The following is a 16321-nucleotide window of genomic DNA, read 5'->3' on the forward strand; positions in this document are numbered from 1 at the left end:
TGGCACGCTGTTGAGTTCTCAAGGAACGGACACTTCCTTCGAGCCGCCTTCCAGCGGGCCCTCCGGGCGCTTCGTTCTTTCGTGTTCCCAGCTTACCAGATGTTTTCCGCTCCGTTTACCGGGGCTTTTTGCATCTGAAACCTGGCGTTAACCGCCGAGTTGCGGCGACTCGGCCAACCATAGCGGGTTGGCTGTCGGAGCGCGAATCGGGGCGCGCCCGGGGTCACCCGGTCGGCGGCATGATTTGTTGCTCTCGCGAGCATATACAGCAATGGTCCTGATTCGCCAAGATGCCTGTAGAGTGCGGCGCATCGGCCAAGAGGACTAGACCAGTCGCGAGTCGATGTGACGCCGGTCGAGAGGCAGGCGGGGGCGTGGTTCTCCGCCCAGGAATGTCGACAGATGTCCGAAGTTGACATGATTTAGGCTTCAGCTGATCGTGTGCCGCACCTCGCGGCCGCTCGCTGTATTGCGCACTTGGGAGGCACAAACCATGACCACTGTGACGTCGCCGCTGACCGGCAAGGTCGTCGGGCTCGCCGGCGTGCCGGACCCGGTGTTCTCGGGTGCGATGGTCGGCCCGGGCACCGCGATCGACCCGGTCCGCCGGCCCACCGAGGCGGTCGCTCCGGTGGACGGCGTCGTCGTCTCCATGCACCCGCACGCCTTCGTCGTGGTGGACGCGGACGGGCACGGTGTGCTGACCCACCTCGGGATCGACACCGTGCAGCTGAACGGCGAGGGCTTCGAGCTGCTCGTCAACAAGGGCGACATGGTGACCTGTGGTCAGGCCGTGATCCGGTGGGACCCGGCCGCCGTCGAGGCTGCGGGCAAGTCGCCGATCTCGCCGATCGTGGCGCTGGAGGCCGCTCCCGACTCGCTGACCGACCTGCGCGAGAGCGGCGAGGCCGAGGCGGGCGACCAGCTGTTCAGCTGGAGCTGACCCCTCTATCACCGACACACACCCGCCCCGCAGGAGTTGACGGGGCGACCCGGCACTCAGCGGTTCCCGGCGGGGCCGCTCCTCTCAGCGGAGAACAGGTACATGGAGAAGACACTGCACGGCGTGGGTGTCAGCCACGGGGTCGCGATCGGCCAGGTGCGGCACATGGGCACAGCGGTCCTGGAGCCCCCGACCACCCAGATCCCGACCGAGGACGCCCCGCGTGAGCAGGCACGTGCCCAGGCCGCCGTCGAGGCGGTCGCCGCGGACCTGATCGCTCGCGGCAACCTGGCGGGCGGCGAGGCGCAGGCGGTGCTGGAGGCCCAGGCGCTGATGGCGCAGGACCCGGAGCTGATGGCCGACGTGTCCCGCCGGATCGCCGTCGGCAGCAGTGCCGAGCGCGGCGTGTACGACGCCTTCGCCGCCTACCGGGCGCTGCTGGCCTCCGCCGGGGAGTACCTGGCCGGGCGGGTCGCCGACCTGGACGACGTGCGCAACCGCATCGTGGCGCGGCTGCTGGGCGTGCCGATGCCGGGCGTGCCGGACAGCGACGAGCCGTACGTGCTGTTCGCGCGGGACCTGGCGCCGGCCGACACCGCGCTGCTGGACCCGACGCTGGTGCTCGGCTTCGTGACCGAGGAGGGCGGGCCGACCAGCCACAGTGCCATCCTGGCGCGGGCGCTGGGCGTGCCGGCCGTGGTCGCGTTGCCGGGGGCGACGGACGTCGCCGAGGGCACCGTCGTCGCGGTGGACGGCAGCACGGGCGACGTGCTGCTGGACCCGTCGCAGGGGAAGCAGGACGAGCTGCGGGCGATCGCCGCCGAGCGCAAGGCCGCGTTGGCCGCCTCCTCCGGCCCGGGGCGGACCTCGGACGGGCACCGGGTGCCGCTGCTGGCCAACGTGGGTGGCCCGGCGGACGTGCCGGCCGCGCTGGCGAACGGTGCGGAGGGCGTCGGCCTGTTCCGTACCGAGTTCCTGTTCCTGGACGACTCCGCGCAGGCTCCCGGCGAGGAGAAGCAGGTCGAGGCGTACCGCAAGGTGCTGGAGGCTTTCCCGGAGGGCCGGGTCGTGGTCCGGGTGCTGGACGCGGGCGCGGACAAGCCGCTGGACTTCCTGACCCCGGCCGACGAGCCGAACCCGGCGCTGGGCGTGCGCGGTCTGCGCACCCTGCTGGAGCACCCCGAGGTGCTGGCCACCCAGCTGCGGGCGCTGGCCAAGGCGGCCGAGGGCCTGCCGGTGCACCTCGAGGTGATGGCCCCGATGGTGGCCGACCGCAAGGACGCCGCGGACTTCGCGGCCGCCTGCCGCGAGGCCGGGCTGGACGCCAAGTTCGGTGCGATGGTGGAGATCCCCTCGGCCGCGCTGCGGGCCCGGGCGATCCTGCAGGAGGTCGAGTTCCTCTCGCTGGGAACCAACGACCTTGCTCAGTACACCTTCGCGGCCGACCGCCAGGTCGGTGCGCTGGCCCGGCTGCAGGACCCGTGGCAGCCGGCCCTGCTGGACCTGGTCGCCTCGGCCGCCGAGGCGGCGCGGGTGGCCGGCAAGAGCTGTGGCGTCTGCGGTGAGGCGGCCTCGGACCCGCTGCTGGCCGTGGTGCTGACCGGTCTGGGCGTCACCAGCCTCTCCATGGGCTCGGCCTCGATCCCCTACGTCCGGACCGCGCTCGCCAAGTACACCCTGGCCCAGTGCCGCCGGGCGGCCGAGGCGGCCCGCGCCGCGGACAGCGCCGAGGAGGCGCGGGCCGCCGCCCAGCAGGTGCTGTCGGGCGAGTGAGACGGTAGCAGGAGAAGGGGCGCCCCCACCCAGGGGGCGCCCCTTCGGCGTTCCGCGGGGCCGGTCAGGCCTGGCGGTCGGCCCGGAGCTGCTCGAAGAAGCGCAGGTGGTCGATGTCGTCGACGGAGCCGGGGTTGACGGCCTGCTCCAGCGGGGTGCCGGAGAGGATGCGCTTGACCGGGACCTCGATGCGCTTGCCGGTGAGGGTGTGCGGCAGGCCGCGGACGGCGATCACCTCGTCGGGGACGTGGCGCGGGGAGAGCTCGGTGCGCAGCGAGGTGCGGATGCGGCCGATGACGTCCTCGTTCAGTTCGGCGCCGGGGGCCAGCACCACGAAGAGCGGCATCCAGTAGCCGCCGTCGGGCTCCTCCAGGCCGATGACCAGGGATTCGGCGATCTCGGGGAGGCGCTCGACCACCTCGTAGATGTCCGAGGAGCCCATCCGGACGCCCTGGCGGTTGAGGGTGGAGTCGGAGCGGCCGTGGATCACGACGGTGCCGCGGGAGGTGACGGTGATCCAGTCGCCGTGGCGCCAGACCCCGGGGTACATGTCGAAGTAGCTGTCGTGGAAGCGCGTTCCCTCGGGGTCGTTCCAGAAGCCGGTGGGCATGGACGGGAGGGGCTTGGTGACGACGAGTTCGCCGACGGCGTCGGTGAGCGGTCGGCCCTGGACGTCCCAGGACTCGACGGCGGCGCCGAGGCAGGGGGCCTGGATCTCACCGAGGTAGACGGGGAGGGTGGGGACGCCGCCGACGAAGCAGGAGCAGACGTCGGTGCCGCCGCTGACGGAGGCGAGCCAGACGTCCTCGCTGACCTCGTCGTAGATCCAGCGGAAGCCGTCCGGCGGGAGCGGGGAGCCGGTGGTGCCGATGCAGCGGACGGCGGAGAGGTCGAGGTCGCGGCCGGGGTGGAGGTCGGCCTTGCGGCTGGCGACGATGTAGGCGGCGGAGGTGCCGAGGACGGTGGCGCCGGTGCGGGCGGCGACGGACCACAGCGCGCCGGTGTCGGGGTGGCCCGGGCTGCCGTCGTAGGTGACGATCGTGGACCCGACCAGGAGGCCGGCCACGAGGAAGTTCCACATCATCCAGCCGGTGGAGGTGTACCAGAAGAAGCGGTCCTGGGGGCCGAGGCCGAGGTGGAGGCCGACCTGCTTGAGGTGCTCGACGAGGATGCCGCCCTGGCTCTGCACGATGGGCTTGGGCAGGCCGGTGGTGCCGGAGGAGTAGAGCACCCAGAGCGGGTGGTCGAACGGGAGCTGCGCGAACTCCGGTTCGCCGGCCGGCCCTTGGGCCGGGCCGGAGACGAGATCGGCCCAGTCGAGGGCGCCCTCGGGGGCCGGGCCGCCCAGCAGCGGGACGTGGACGACGGTGCGCAGCGAGGGCAGTTCGCGGCGCAGCTCGGCGACGACGTCGGTGCGGTCGTGGGCCTTGCCGCCGTAGTGGTAGCCGTCGACGGCGATCAGGGCGTCGGGTTCGAGCTGCTGGAACCGGTCGAGCACGCTGCGGGCCCCGAAGTCGGGGGCGCAGGAGGTCCAGACGGCGCCGACGGCGTTGGTGGCGAGAAGGGCGACGACGGCCTGCGGGATGTTGGGCAGGTACGCGGCGACGCGGGAGTGCGGACCGATGCCCTGGGAGCGCAGGGCGGCGGCGAGGGCGAGGACCTGGCGGCGCAGTTCGGCCCAGCTGGTAGGGACCGGGTGCTCGTCGGTCTCGTCGAGGTGGAGGATGGCGGGCTGGTCGGCGTTGGCCGGGTCCTCGGCGTGGCGCAGGACGTGCTCGGCGTAGTTGAGGCGGGCGCCGGGGAACCACTGCGAGCCGGTGCGGGTCTCGTCCGCGAGGACGGCGTCGGGCATCCGGGGGTCGGCGAGGACGGCCTCGGGCGCCTCGGTGAAGCGGACGTCGAACCACTGGGTGACGGCCGTCCAGAAGCGGTCGAGGTCTCCGATGGACCAGGCGTGCAGGTCCGCGTAGCGCTGGGCGGCCTGCTGGTCGTCGGCGGCCGGGGCGAGCGGGGCGGCCGGGGCGCCGTGCTGCTCGGCGGCCCAGGCCTGGAAGGCGACCAGGCTGGTGGCGGCGGCGCGAGCGGGGTTGGGGCGCCAGAGCGGCTGGTCCTGGGAAGGGGTGCTCACGGTGGTGGTCTCCCGGCCGGTGGTGGGGACGGGTGAGCTCGTGGCCAACCCGTCCGGTTGGGCTGTCGGTGCAGACCATGCCATGTGAGCGCCCGCTGCGCCAGGGTCGGCCGGTGGGTCAGCGGGGGGTGAACTCGCCGGCGAACCAGCGGCGCAGGATGCCGTTGTGGAAGTCCCAGACGAGCGGGGTGTCGGCGGTGGCGAGCAGCCAGCCCTCGGTCTCGTCGGTGGGGCGCGAGGGCGGGAGTTCGGCGAGCGGACGGGCGGGGAGCAGTCCGCAGAGCATGACGAAGCGGCCGTTGGGGTCGGAGGCGGTGTGGATCAGGCGGACGTCGGCGGCGTCGGCCAGGATGCCGGTCTCCTCGCCGAGTTCGCGCACGCACGCCTGCTGCCAGCTCTCGCCGTAGTCCATGTAGCCGCCGGGGAAGGCGAGTTCGCCGTAGCCGGGCTCGATGGTGCGGCGGATGACGACCAGGGCCGGGTCGGCGTCGGGCCGGGTGACGGGGAGGACCGTGACGGCGACGGGCAGCGGGTTGCGGTAGCTGATCTCGGCGCAGCCGGGGCAGGTGCGGGGCCAGGTGTCGGTGTCGGGCGGGTACGGCGTGCCGCAGAAGTGGCAGTGGGAGAACGGCCGGTGGGCGGTCCGCGTCGCTTCGTCGGTGGTCATGGGCGGATGGTAGCCGGGGGCTCGGCGGGCCCGGCCGGCGGTGGCCCTTCGCTGCTCGGCCCCTCGCCGTCGGGCTCGTCCTCGCGGGCGGGGCGGAGCAGCGCGGGGTGGAGCAGGCGGGCGCCGCCGGCGTGGTAGGTGCGGGCCCGGGGGCCGCCGCGGGCGCCGCCGCGCTCGGTGGTGGAGCCGGTGCTCTCCACGAAGCCGGGGACGGAGAGGACCTTGCGGTGGAAGTTGCCGGGGTGGAGCTTCTCGTCCCAGACGGCCTCGTAGACGGCGCGGAGGTCGGGGATGGTGAAGTCGTGGGGCAGGAAGGCGGTGGCGAGCGGGCTGTACTCCAGCTTGGCCCGCACCCGGTCGAGGCCGTCGGCCAGGATGCGGGCGTGGTCGAAGGCCAGCCGGATCGGGCGCGGTGGGGCCGGGTGGGAGCCGGTGTGCCCGTCGACGCCACCCCCGTGGGTGTCGGCGGGCACACCGGCGGCTTGGGCGCGGTCGGCGGACCGCGGGGCCGGGTCGAGGTCGGCGACCGGGTGCCAGGCGGCGGCCGCGGCGTCCGTGCCGGCCTGCGGGTCGGGCAGGTCCGGGGCGAAGGCCAGGTAGGCGACCGAGACGACGTGCATCCGTGGGTCCCGCTCCGGGGCGCCGTAGGTGCCGAGCTGTTCGAGGTGCAGCCGGCAGAGCGCGGCCTCGGCGGCGCCCAGCAGGCCCGTCTCCTCCGCGAGTTCGCGGGCGGCGGCCTCGTCGAGACCCTCCTCCCCCGCCCGCAGGAAGCCGCCGGGCAGCGCCCAGCAGCCCTGGTACGGCGGGGCGCCGCGTTCGACCAGCAGCACGTGCAGCCGGCCGCCCCGCAGCGTCAGGGCCACCACGTCGACGGTGACGGCGACCGGGGTGTAGGCGCGCGGGTCGTACGCGGCGAGCCACTCCTGCTCGGCCGTGGGCCCGGCGGCGGGGTGGGGGGACGCGTCGTCCGCTGCCATCGCCGGCTCCTCTCCGCGCCCCTGGGGCACCTGGTGCTGTCGTTCTCGGGATGAGCACAACGTAACGACTTCGTTCCCCGGCGGCAAACGGTTTTCCCGGCCGTCGGGGGCCTCCGGCTCCTAGGCTGTGACCAGGAACGACCGTGCTCGAGGAGACCGAGATGCCCACTGCTCCCCCGCCGGACTTCACCGCGGCGCTGGCGGCCGGTCCGCTGGTCCTGGACGGCGGGATGTCGAACCAGCTGGCCGCCGCCGGGCACGACCTGTCGGACGCGCTGTGGTCGGCACGGCTGCTCGCGGACGACCCCGGGGCCGTGGTGGCCGCGCACCGGGCGTACTTCGCGGCCGGGGCCGAGGTCGCCATCACGGCGAGCTACCAGGCGAGCTTCGAGGGCTTCGCCCGGCGCGGGGTCGGGCACGCGGCGGCGGCCCGGCTGCTGGCGAGCAGCGTGGAGCTGGCCCGGGAGGCGGCGCGGGCCGAACCGGGCGGGCGGCGGCGCTGGGTGGCGGCCTCGGTGGGCCCGTACGGGGCGGTGCGGGCGGACGGTTCCGAGTACCGCGGCCGGTACGGGCTGAGCCACGCGGAGCTGGTGGCCTTCCACCGGCCGCGACTGGAGGTGCTGGCGGCGGCCCGGCCGGACGTGCTGGCGCTGGAGACGGTGCCGGACGCGGACGAGGCGCGGGTGCTGCTGGAGCTGGTGCGCGGGCTGGGGGTGCCGGCCTGGCTGTCGTACAGCGTGGCGGGCGGCCGGACCAGGGCCGGGCAGCCGCTGGCGGAGGCCTTCGCGCTGGCGGCGGAGGTGGACGAGGTGTTGGCGGTGGGCGTCAACTGCTGCACCCCGCAGGACGCGGACCTGGCGGTGGCGGTGGCCGCCGAGGTGACCAGGAAACCGGTGGTGGTGTACCCGAACAGCGGGGAGCGGTGGGACCCTGACCGCCGGGACTGGCGCGGGGAGCCGACCTTCCGCTCGGCGCGGGTGAGCGGCTGGCTGGCGGACGGTGCCCGGCTGGTCGGCGGCTGCTGCCGGGTCGGCACGGACGGGATCGCCGCGCTGGCGGCCGAGGTCACCGTGCGGCGCGGACCCGGGGAGGAACGTGGCCGGGGGCCCGCGTGGGCGGCGCGCGGCGGCGCGGGCGCCTGAGCGCCGGCGCCCGGACTGCGCGGCGGGACGGCTCCGGCGCGGCGGCGCGGAAGGCTAACAGGCGCGGAAGGTTAACACCCGGCCGAGCGCGGGTTACCGAGGGGGAAGGTGCACGGACGGACGGCGGCCTGGCAGACTCGTCCCGTCACCACTGCGGTCGACAATGTCGACCGCCTGTCAGCGCGGAGGTACCCATGCCCGGCCCGATCCAGTCGCTCTCCCGGGCCGCCGCGATCATGCGCCTGCTGGCCGGCGGTGAGCGCCGGCTGGGACTGTCCGAGGTCGCGACGGCGCTGGACCTGGCCAAGGGCACCGCGCACGGCATCCTGCGCACGCTGCAGCAGGAGGGCTTCGTCGAGCAGGATCCGGAGAGCGGCAAGTACCAGCTGGGCGCCGAGCTGCTGCGGCTGGGGCAGAGCTACCTGGACGTGCACGAGCTGCGGGCGCGGGCCCTGGTGTGGGCGGACGACCTGGCCCGGGCGGCCGGCGAGACCGTGTACCTGGGGGTGCTGCACCAGCAGGGCGTGCTGATCGTGCACCACGTGTTCCGGCCCGACGACACCCGGCAGGTGCTGGAGGTGGGCTCGATGCAGCCGCTGCACAGCACCGCGATCGGCAAGGTGCTGGTGGCCTACGACCCGGTCGCGCGCGGGGAGTTGGGCGACGGGCCGTACGAGTCGTACACCGTGCGGACGTTGACCGAGGCGAACGACCTGGACGCCGAGTGCGCGCTGATCCGCGAGCGCGGCTGGGCGGACTCGATCGAGGAGACCTGGGAGGGCGTGGCGTCGATCGCCGCGCTGATCCAGGACCGGCGGCGCAACCCGGTGGGCGCGGTGTGCGTCAACGGGCCGGTGGAGCGGGTCTGCGAGGACGGCTTCGTGAAGCCCTCGCTGGTGGCCTCGGTGCGCAGCGCGGCGCGGGCGATCTCCCGCGATCTGGGTGCCGGGCGGTTCTGACCGCAGCGGTCGATTCGTCACGCTGAGGCGCGGACGGGCGGTGAGCCTGTCCGCGCCTTGGCGTTTTGTCCCGATTCGGCGCACTCCGCTGGGTAACTTCGGGGGACCCACCGAGGGAAGGGTCACAGCTGCGTAACCCCGCCTTGACGCGGGGCCGACCTGGGGAGGAAGCTTCCGCATGACGGTCGACATTGTCGAACGATGGCCGGGAAGATCACTCCCACAGCGCGCTCACCCGCACCGGGATCGACCGGCCGCCTGCCCCCACCCGCACTTCGGGCCATGACAAGGGAGTCTTTGTGTCCGCGTTCTCCAACGGCGACGTCTTCGTCGGCGAAACCCTCGGCACCGCCGCCCTGATACTCCTCGGCGGTGGCGTCTGCGCCGCCGTGACCCTCAGGAAGTCGAAGGCCTTCAACGCCGGCTGGCTGGCGATCACCTTCGGCTGGGGCTTCGCGGTCCTCGTCGCCGCCTACATGACCGGCGAGAAGTCCGGCGCCCAGCTCAACCCGGCCGTCACCATCGCGCTCGCGGTCAAGAGCGGCGACTGGAGCCAGGTGCCGCTCTACATCGGCTCCCAGATGCTCGGCGCGATCATCGGCGCCGTGCTGGTCTGGCTCACCTACCTCGGACAGTTCCAGGCCAACAAGGAGCCCACCCTCGGCATCTTCTCGACCGGGCCCGAGATCCGGAACCCGGTCCAGAACGTGATGACCGAGGTCATCGGCACCTTCGTGCTCTGCATGGCGATCCTCACCCTCAGCCCGAAGCTCGGTGCCGGCGGCACCGCGGTCGTCGCGATCGTCGTGGTCAGCCTCGGCCTCTCGCTCGGCGGCCCGACCGGCTACGCCATCAACCCGGCCCGTGACCTCGGCCCGCGCATCGTGCACTCGCTGCTGCCGATCCCGAACAAGGGCGGCTCCGACTGGTCCTACGCCTGGGTCCCGGTCGTCGGCCCGATCCTGGGCGGCCTCGCGGCCGGCGGCGTGTACAACGCCCTGTTCTAAAGGCCCGGTTGAAAACAGCCGAGCACGGGGACTGACCGGACGTACGGCCACCGAACGTCCGTGTCAGGCCCACCCACCCCGTAACCCCCCGAACTTGAGCCGAGGACCCTCCACATGACCTCCACTGGCAACTACATCGCCGCGATCGACCAGGGCACCACCTCCAGCCGCTGCATCATCTTCGGCGCCGACGGCCGGATCGTCTCCGTCGACCAGCAGGAGCACCGGCAGATCTTCCCCCAGCCCGGCTACGTCGAGCACGACGCCGCCGAGATCTGGACCCGGGTGCAGTCGGTCGTCCGCGGTGCGCTGGAGAAGGCCGGGCTGACCAAGGACGACATCCGCGCGATCGGCATCACCAACCAGCGCGAGACCACCGTCCTGTGGGACAAGAACACCGGTGAGCCGGTGCACAACGCACTGGTGTGGCAGGACACCCGCACCGAGGGGCTCTGCCGCGAGCTGGGCCGCAACGTGGGCCAGGACCGCTTCCGCCGCGAGACCGGCCTCCCGCTGGCCAGCTACTTCGCCGGCCCGAAGATCCGCTGGCTGCTGGACAACGTCGAGGGCCTGCGCGAGCGCGCCGAGGCCGGCGACATCCTGTTCGGCACCATGGACACCTGGGTGATCTGGAACCTCACCGGTGGTGTCGACGGCGGCAAGCACGTCACCGACGTGACCAACGCCAGCCGCACCATGCTGATGAACCTCAAGTCGCTCGCCTGGGACGAGAGCATCGCCGAGTCGATGGGCGTGCCGATGGCCGTCCTGCCGGAGATCCGCTCCTCCGCCGAGGTGTACGGCGAGGCCGTCGGCGACCTGGCCGGCGTCCCGGTCGCCTCCGCGCTCGGCGACCAGCAGGCCGCGCTGTTCGGGCAGACCTGCTTCAACGAGGGCGAGGCCAAGTCCACCTACGGCACCGGCACCTTCCTGCTGCTGAACACCGGCGAGAAGATCGTCAACTCGTACCACGGCCTGCTGACCACCGTCGGCTACCGGATCGGCGACCAGGCCCCGGTGTACGCGCTGGAGGGCTCGATCGCCGTCACCGGCTCGCTCGTCCAGTGGCTGCGCGACCAGCTCGGCATCATCTCCACCGCCGCCGAGATCGAGACCCTCGCCAACACCGTCGAGGACAACGGCGGCGCCTACTTCGTCCCGGCCTTCTCCGGCCTGTTCGCCCCGTACTGGCGCTCCGACGCCCGCGGTGTGATCGCCGGTCTGACCCGGTACGTCACCAAGGGCCACCTGGCCCGGGCCGTCCTGGAGGCCACCGCCTGGCAGACCCGCGAGGTCGTCGACGCCATGCAGAAGGACTCCGGGGTCGAGCTCACCGCCCTCAAGGTCGACGGCGGCATGACCAGCAACAACCTGCTCATGCAGAACATCGCCGACGTCCTGAACGCCCCGGTCGAGCGCCCGTACGTGGCCGAGACCACCGCCCTCGGCGCGGCCTACGCCGCCGGACTCGCCGTCGGCTTCTGGAACGACCTCGACACCCTGCGGGCCAACTGGCACCGCGCCGCCGAGTGGACTCCCCGCATGGACGAGGACACCCGGGAGCGTGAGTACAAGAAGTGGCTCAAGGCCGTGGAGCGCACCATGGGCTGGGTGGAGGAGGAAGAGAACAACTGACCGACAAGCCGGTCGGGGCCCCGGGCCCCGACCGGCCGGTTCCGTTTACACCGGCCCGCCGCACCGGGCCGACCGGCCTCTCCCGCAGAGGCCGCACCGCACACGAGAGGAGTAACGGCGCCGCCCGACCAGCGCGCCGTACACAACCACCATGGCAACCATCCCGACCCTGGGCGCCGAGCGCACCGCCGGCCGCACCGCCTCCCGCGCCGAGACCCGTGAGCTGCTCGGCAAGGCCACCTACGACCTGCTGGTGATCGGGGGCGGCATCCTCGGCACGGCCGTCGCCTGGACCGCGTCCCAGGCCGGCCTGAAGGTCGCCATGGTCGACGCCGGTGACTTCGCCGGCGCCACCTCCAGCGCCTCCTCCAAGCTCGTCCACGGCGGTCTGCGCTACCTGCAGACCGGCGCGGTCAAGCTGGTCGCGGAGAACCACAAGGAGCGCCGCGCGCTCTCCACCGACGTGGCCCCGCACCTGGTCAACCCGCTGACCTTCTTCGTGCCGGTCTACAAGGGCGGCCCGCACGGCGCCGCCAAGCTCGGCGCGGGCGTGTTCCTGTACTCGGCGCTGTCCGCCTTCCGCGACGGCATGGGCCGGGTCTCCACCGCCGCGCACGCCGCCCAGCAGGTGCCCGCGCTGCGCACCGAGGGCCTGCGCTCGGTGGCCGTCTACGGCGACCACCAGATGAACGACTCGCGCGTCGCGGTGATGACCGTGCGCGCCGCCGTCGACGCCGGCGCCGTGGTGCTCAACCACGCCGAGGTCACCGGCCTGCGCTTCACCGGCGGCCGGGTCACCGGCGCCGAGCTGCGCGACCGCCTGGACGGCACCGAGTTCGGCGTCGACGCCCGCCTGGTGCTCAACGCCACCGGCCCGTGGGTCGACCACCTGCGCAAGATGGAGGACGCCGGCGCCGCGCCGTCGATCCGCCTCTCCAAGGGCGCCCACGTCGTGGTCAAGCGCCGCTCGCCGTGGCGCGCCGCGCTGACCATCCCGATCGACAAGTACCGCGTCTCCTTCGCCATCCCGTGGGAGGACCACGTCCTCCTCGGCACCACCGACGAGGAGTACACCGGCGACCCGAAGGACGTCCGGGCCACCGACGCGGACATCGACCAGATCATGGGCGAGGCCGCGCACGCGATCCGCGACGAGCACCTCGACCGCGACCTGGTCACCTACTCCTTCGCCGGCCTGCGCGTGCTGCCCGGCGGCCCGGGTGACACCGCCGCCGCCAAGCGCGAGACCGTCGTCACCGAGGGCCGCGGCGGCATGCTGTCGGTCTCCGGCGGCAAGTGGACCACCTACCGCCACATCGGCCGCACCGTGCTGGAGAAGCTGGCCCACGTGCCCGGCACCAGCCTCGGCGAGGACATGTCCCCGATCGCCCCGACCGTCCCGCTGCCGGGTGTCGGCGCGCCGAACGCGGTGGCCCACCGCCTGCTGATCGACCGGGAGCCGGGCTCGCGGATGGAGCCGCTGGTCGCCAAGCACCTGGCCAGCCACTACGGCACCCTCTCCTTCGAGATCGCCCGCATGATCGACGAGAACCCGGAGCTGGGCCGGCCGATCCACGAGGACGGTCCGGACGTCTGGGCGCAGGTCGCGTACGCGGCCGAGAACGAGTGGGCGTACACCGCCGACGACGTGCTGCGCCGCCGCACCACCATGACGGTGCGCGGGCTGGACACGCCGGAGATCCGGGACGAGGTCGAGGCCTTCCTCGCCAAGCGTGGGACCAAGTAGGCACAGCCTCGCGAAGCGCGGGACCAAGTAGGCACTGCTGTACGGCGGGCGGGCGTTCGGGGTTTCCCCGGGCGCCCGCCCGCCGTTTCGCCGGATGACGGCGCCCGCCTCGATCTCGGCCTCGGCGAGGGCGCGGACGGTGGCGTAGCCGGGCGTCCGGTTCGCGATGTCGCGCAGGTCGAGCGAGGTGGCCGGCAGGTGGACGCGGGCGTCGGTCAGGCCGGGCAGTGCGGTGCCGCCCCGGGTGTCCAGGACCCGGACGCCCTCGGCGGCGGCGGCGGACGGGCGGTGCGGTGGCCGAGGAGCTGATGGCGGCGACGGCCGCGGTGCCGTCCGGGCCGCTCGGGGCCCGACCGGGACCGGTCCGGCCGCTTCAGGGGAACGCCGCGGGGCGGCACCCGTACGGTACGGGTGCCGCCCCTCTGTGGCGGTGTGTGCGAGGCGCGAGGCGCGCTAGATGAGCATGCTCAGCGGCAGGATCAGCGCTATCGCGACCACCGAGATGATCGTCTCCATCACCGACCAGGACTTCAGCGTCTGCCCGACGCTCATCCCGAAGTACTCCTTCACCAGCCAGAAGCCGGCGTCGTTGACGTGCGAGAGGAACAGCGAGCCGGCGCCGATCGCGAGCACCAGCAGGGCCGCGTGGGTCGAGGACATGCCGGCGGCGAGCGGGGAGACGATGCCGGCCGCGGTGATGGTGGCGACCGTCGCCGAGCCGGTGGCCAGGCGGATCAGCACCGCGATCAGCCAGCCCAGCAGCAGCGCGGAGATGTGCCACTTCGCGGACCAGTGGCTGACCATGTCGCCGACGCCCACGTCGATCAGGGTCTGCTTGAAGCCGCCGCCCGCGCCGACGATGAACACGATGCCGGCGATCGGGCCGAGCGCCTTGCCGACGGTGTCGGAGATCCGCGCCTTGTCGAAGCCGGCCGCCTTGCCGAGGGTCAGCATGCCGAGCAGGGTCGCGGCGAGCAGCGCGATCAGCGGGGAGCCGATGAAGTCGAACACCCGCTGGCCGACCGCCTTCGGGTCGTCGATCACGACGTCGGCCAGGGCCTTGCCGAGCATCAGCACGACCGGCAGCAGGATGGTCGCCATGACCGCGCCGAAGGACGGGGTGTGCTCGCGCTTGGCCGTCTCCTCGGGAGTGACGGCGGTCGGGACCTCCAGCGGGCCGACCCAGCGCTCGGCGACCCGGGCGAACAGCGGACCGGCGATGATCAGGGTCGGGACGGCGATCAGCAGGCCGAGCGCCAGGGTGATGCCGAGGTCGGCCTTCAGGGCGTCGATCGCGACCAGCGGGCCCGGGTGCGGGGGCACCAGGCCGTGCAGCACCGACAGGCCGGCCAGCGCCGGGATGCCGACCCGTATCAGCGGCACGTTGCCGCGGCGGGCGACCAGCAGCACGATCGGGATCAGCAGGACGACGCCGACCTCGAAGAACAGCGGCAGGCCGAGCACCGCGGCGATCAGCGCCATCGCCCACGGCAGCGCCTTGTTGCCGGTCCGGGACAGCACGGTGTCCGCGATGATGTTGGCGCCGCCGGAGTCCGCGAGCAGTTTGCCGAGCATCGCGCCCAGGCCGATCAGCAGGCCGACGCTGGCCACGGTGGAGCCGAAGCCCGTGGAGAAGCTGCTCAGCAGCTTGTCGAAGGGGGCGCCCGCGACGGCGGCCAGCAGGCCGGAGCCGAGCGTGAGGGCGAGGAACGGGTGCAGCTTCAGCTTGGTGATCAGCAGGACGATCACACCGATGCTGAGCAGCACCGCGATCAGCAGCTGGGAGTTGCTGCCGGTGTGCGGCAGGGCCGGTGGGGCGGCCGCCAGGAGGGTGGGGGAAAGGCTGCTCACGCGAGGTCTCCATTGACAGGCCGCAGCAGTGCCACGGCCTTCTCGACGAGTTCTTCGGGGGACGGGCCCACGTCCAGGACGGCGCCGTGCTCGTCCGCGCCCAGGGCCTCCAAGGTGGCGTACTGGGATCCGAGCAGCGACGTCGGCATGAAGTGGCCGGAGCGGTGGGACAGCCGGTCCTCGACCAGCTGGTGACCGCCGCTGAGGTGCAGGAAGAAGGCGTCCGGGGCGTCCGCGCGCAGGATGTCGCGGTAGCCGTGCTTCAGCGCCGAGCAGGTGACCACGCCGCCGGTGCCGGCCTCGGTGCGCTCCCTGAGCCAGGCGCCGATGGCGCGCAGCCAGGGTTCACGGTCCTGGTCGTCCAGCGGGATGCCGGCGGACATCTTGGCGATGTTGGCCGGCGGGTGGAACTCGTCCGCCTCGGCGAAGGGGAGATCGAGGCGGTCGGCCAGGAGGCGGGCCAGCGTGGTCTTGCCGACACCGGAGACGCCCATCACCACGACGGTGCGGGGGGCGTCCGAGAGGGATCGGTTCTCGACGTTGAGAGCCATGGGTGGTGCTCCTTCGTTGCAGGCCGCCACTATCGCTTCAAAGATATGACGTATTCAAGTAGCAGAAACCAAATCGTCATACTTTTGCCGTGTGGGCTCGGTCGCAGTGCATCCGGTGGCGGCGGAGGCGGCCGGGAGACCTCGGCCCGGGGCGTCTAGGCTGGGCGGATGGAGATCCAGGGGCTGCCCGGTCGGGTGCTTGACGAGCTCGGGCCGGCGATCGCGTCCGGGGAGATCCCCGAGGGCGCGGTGCTGCGCGGGGAGGACCTGGAGGAGCGGTTCGGGGTGTCCCGGACGGTCATCCGGGAGGCGGTGCGCGTCCTGGAGGGGATGCGCCTGGTGGCGTCCCGACGGCGGGTCGGGATCACCGTCCAGCCGAAGACGCTCTGGGACGTCTTCGACCCGATGGTGATCCGCTGGCGCCTGGCCGGCGCCGACCGGCCCGCCCAGCTGCGCTCGCTCGGCTCGCTGCGGATGGCCGTCGAACCGGCCGCCGCCGCACTCGCCGCGACCCACGCGACCGACGACGACCGGCGCGAACTCAGCTCGCTGGCCGTGGAGTTGACGGTCTCGGCGCGGGAGGCCGACCTCGCCACCTTCCTCGGGCACGACATCGCCTTCCACGCCCTGGTGCTGCGCGCCTCCGGGAACGAGATGTTCGCCCACCTCGGGGACACCGTGGGAGCGGTGCTCACCGGACGGACCGAGTACCATCTGATGCCCCATCAGCCGGAACCGTACGCGATCCGGCTGCACCGGGAGGTCGCCGACGCGATCTGCGCGGGCGACGCCGTGCACGCCGAGCAGGCGATGCGGACGATCGTCACGGGCGCCCTGGAGGAGCTCAACCAGCAGCTGGGGTGAGCCCGCGGCGCCGCCTGCCCGGATGACACGATTTGGCGGCAGTTCGGTGGATTCGGACGCATGGTCCGGGTTCGACC

General features: G+C 72.8%; 13 protein-coding genes. 8 read left to right on the plus strand and 5 right to left on the minus strand.

What is annotated here, in order from left to right; translation table 11 throughout:
- Positions 1-493 precede the first annotated feature (493 nt).
- Both ACZ3YL_RS34995 and ptsP read left to right on the plus strand, forming a co-directional pair.
- Positions 494-943, plus strand: coding sequence for a PTS sugar transporter subunit IIA (locus ACZ3YL_RS34995; protein WP_188306638.1), 450 nt, complete (start codon positions 494-496; stop codon positions 941-943).
- A 102-nt stretch (positions 944-1045) separates the two neighbouring features.
- The gene (gene ptsP / locus ACZ3YL_RS35000; RefSeq protein WP_188306639.1) at positions 1046-2716 is read left to right on the plus strand and encodes a phosphoenolpyruvate--protein phosphotransferase; all 1671 of its coding nucleotides are present in this window, start codon (positions 1046-1048) and stop codon (positions 2714-2716) included.
- Between the two features lie 64 nt (positions 2717-2780).
- Here the strand turns inward: ptsP and ACZ3YL_RS35005 are convergent, their stop codons facing one another.
- The 3 genes from ACZ3YL_RS35005 to ACZ3YL_RS35015 form a co-directional block, all read right to left on the minus strand.
- Complete coding sequence (locus tag ACZ3YL_RS35005; RefSeq protein WP_465661400.1) at positions 2781-4844, minus strand: acetoacetate--CoA ligase; 2064 nt, start codon at positions 4842-4844, stop codon at positions 2781-2783.
- A 118-nt stretch (positions 4845-4962) separates the two neighbouring features.
- Positions 4963-5511, minus strand: coding sequence for an NUDIX domain-containing protein (locus ACZ3YL_RS35010; RefSeq protein WP_465661402.1), 549 nt, complete (start codon positions 5509-5511; stop codon positions 4963-4965).
- Positions 5508-6488: an NUDIX hydrolase gene (locus tag ACZ3YL_RS35015; RefSeq protein WP_465661404.1), complete on the minus strand. Its 981-nt coding sequence runs from the start codon at positions 6486-6488 to the stop codon at positions 5508-5510. The genes ACZ3YL_RS35010 and ACZ3YL_RS35015 overlap by 4 nt, the downstream gene beginning before the upstream one ends.
- 161 nt (positions 6489-6649) lie before the next feature.
- On the opposite strand from ACZ3YL_RS35015, the gene mmuM reads away from it, so the two are divergent.
- The 5 genes from mmuM (at position 6650) to ACZ3YL_RS35040 (ending at position 12978) form a co-directional block, all read left to right on the plus strand.
- Positions 6650-7630, plus strand: a complete 981-nt coding sequence (mmuM, locus tag ACZ3YL_RS35020; protein WP_465661406.1) for a homocysteine S-methyltransferase — start codon at positions 6650-6652, stop codon at positions 7628-7630.
- A gap of 194 nt (positions 7631-7824) precedes the next feature.
- A complete protein-coding gene (locus tag ACZ3YL_RS35025; protein WP_188305332.1) occupies positions 7825-8589 on the plus strand; it encodes an IclR family transcriptional regulator in 765 nt (254 codons plus the stop codon).
- Between the two features lie 299 nt (positions 8590-8888).
- Complete coding sequence (locus ACZ3YL_RS35030) at positions 8889-9596, plus strand: MIP/aquaporin family protein (RefSeq protein ID WP_188305333.1); 708 nt, start codon at positions 8889-8891, stop codon at positions 9594-9596.
- 114 nt (positions 9597-9710) lie between these two features.
- Entirely contained in the window at positions 9711-11231 is a 1521-nt protein-coding gene (glpK, locus tag ACZ3YL_RS35035) for a glycerol kinase GlpK (protein ID WP_188305334.1), read from the plus strand.
- 151 nt (positions 11232-11382) lie between these two features.
- Positions 11383-12978, plus strand: a complete 1596-nt coding sequence (locus tag ACZ3YL_RS35040) for a glycerol-3-phosphate dehydrogenase/oxidase (RefSeq protein ID WP_188305335.1) — start codon at positions 11383-11385, stop codon at positions 12976-12978.
- Between the two features lie 453 nt (positions 12979-13431).
- On the opposite strand, the gene ACZ3YL_RS35045 is transcribed toward ACZ3YL_RS35040, so the two are convergent.
- Positions 13432-14829, minus strand: a complete 1398-nt coding sequence (locus ACZ3YL_RS35045) for a GntT/GntP/DsdX family permease (RefSeq protein WP_188305336.1) — start codon at positions 14827-14829, stop codon at positions 13432-13434.
- Positions 14826-15380, minus strand: a complete 555-nt coding sequence (locus ACZ3YL_RS35050) for a gluconokinase (RefSeq protein ID WP_188305337.1) — start codon at positions 15378-15380, stop codon at positions 14826-14828. Before ACZ3YL_RS35050 ends, ACZ3YL_RS35045 begins: the two co-directional genes overlap by 4 nt.
- Positions 15381-15548: 168 nt before the next feature.
- Here ACZ3YL_RS35050 and ACZ3YL_RS35055 point away from each other — a divergent pair, with 168 nt between their 5' ends.
- A complete protein-coding gene (locus tag ACZ3YL_RS35055; protein WP_188305338.1) occupies positions 15549-16244 on the plus strand; it encodes a FadR/GntR family transcriptional regulator in 696 nt (231 codons plus the stop codon).
- The last annotated feature ends 77 nt before the right edge of the window (positions 16245-16321 follow it).

The organism is Kitasatospora sp. NPDC023176 (assembly GCF_055560495.1).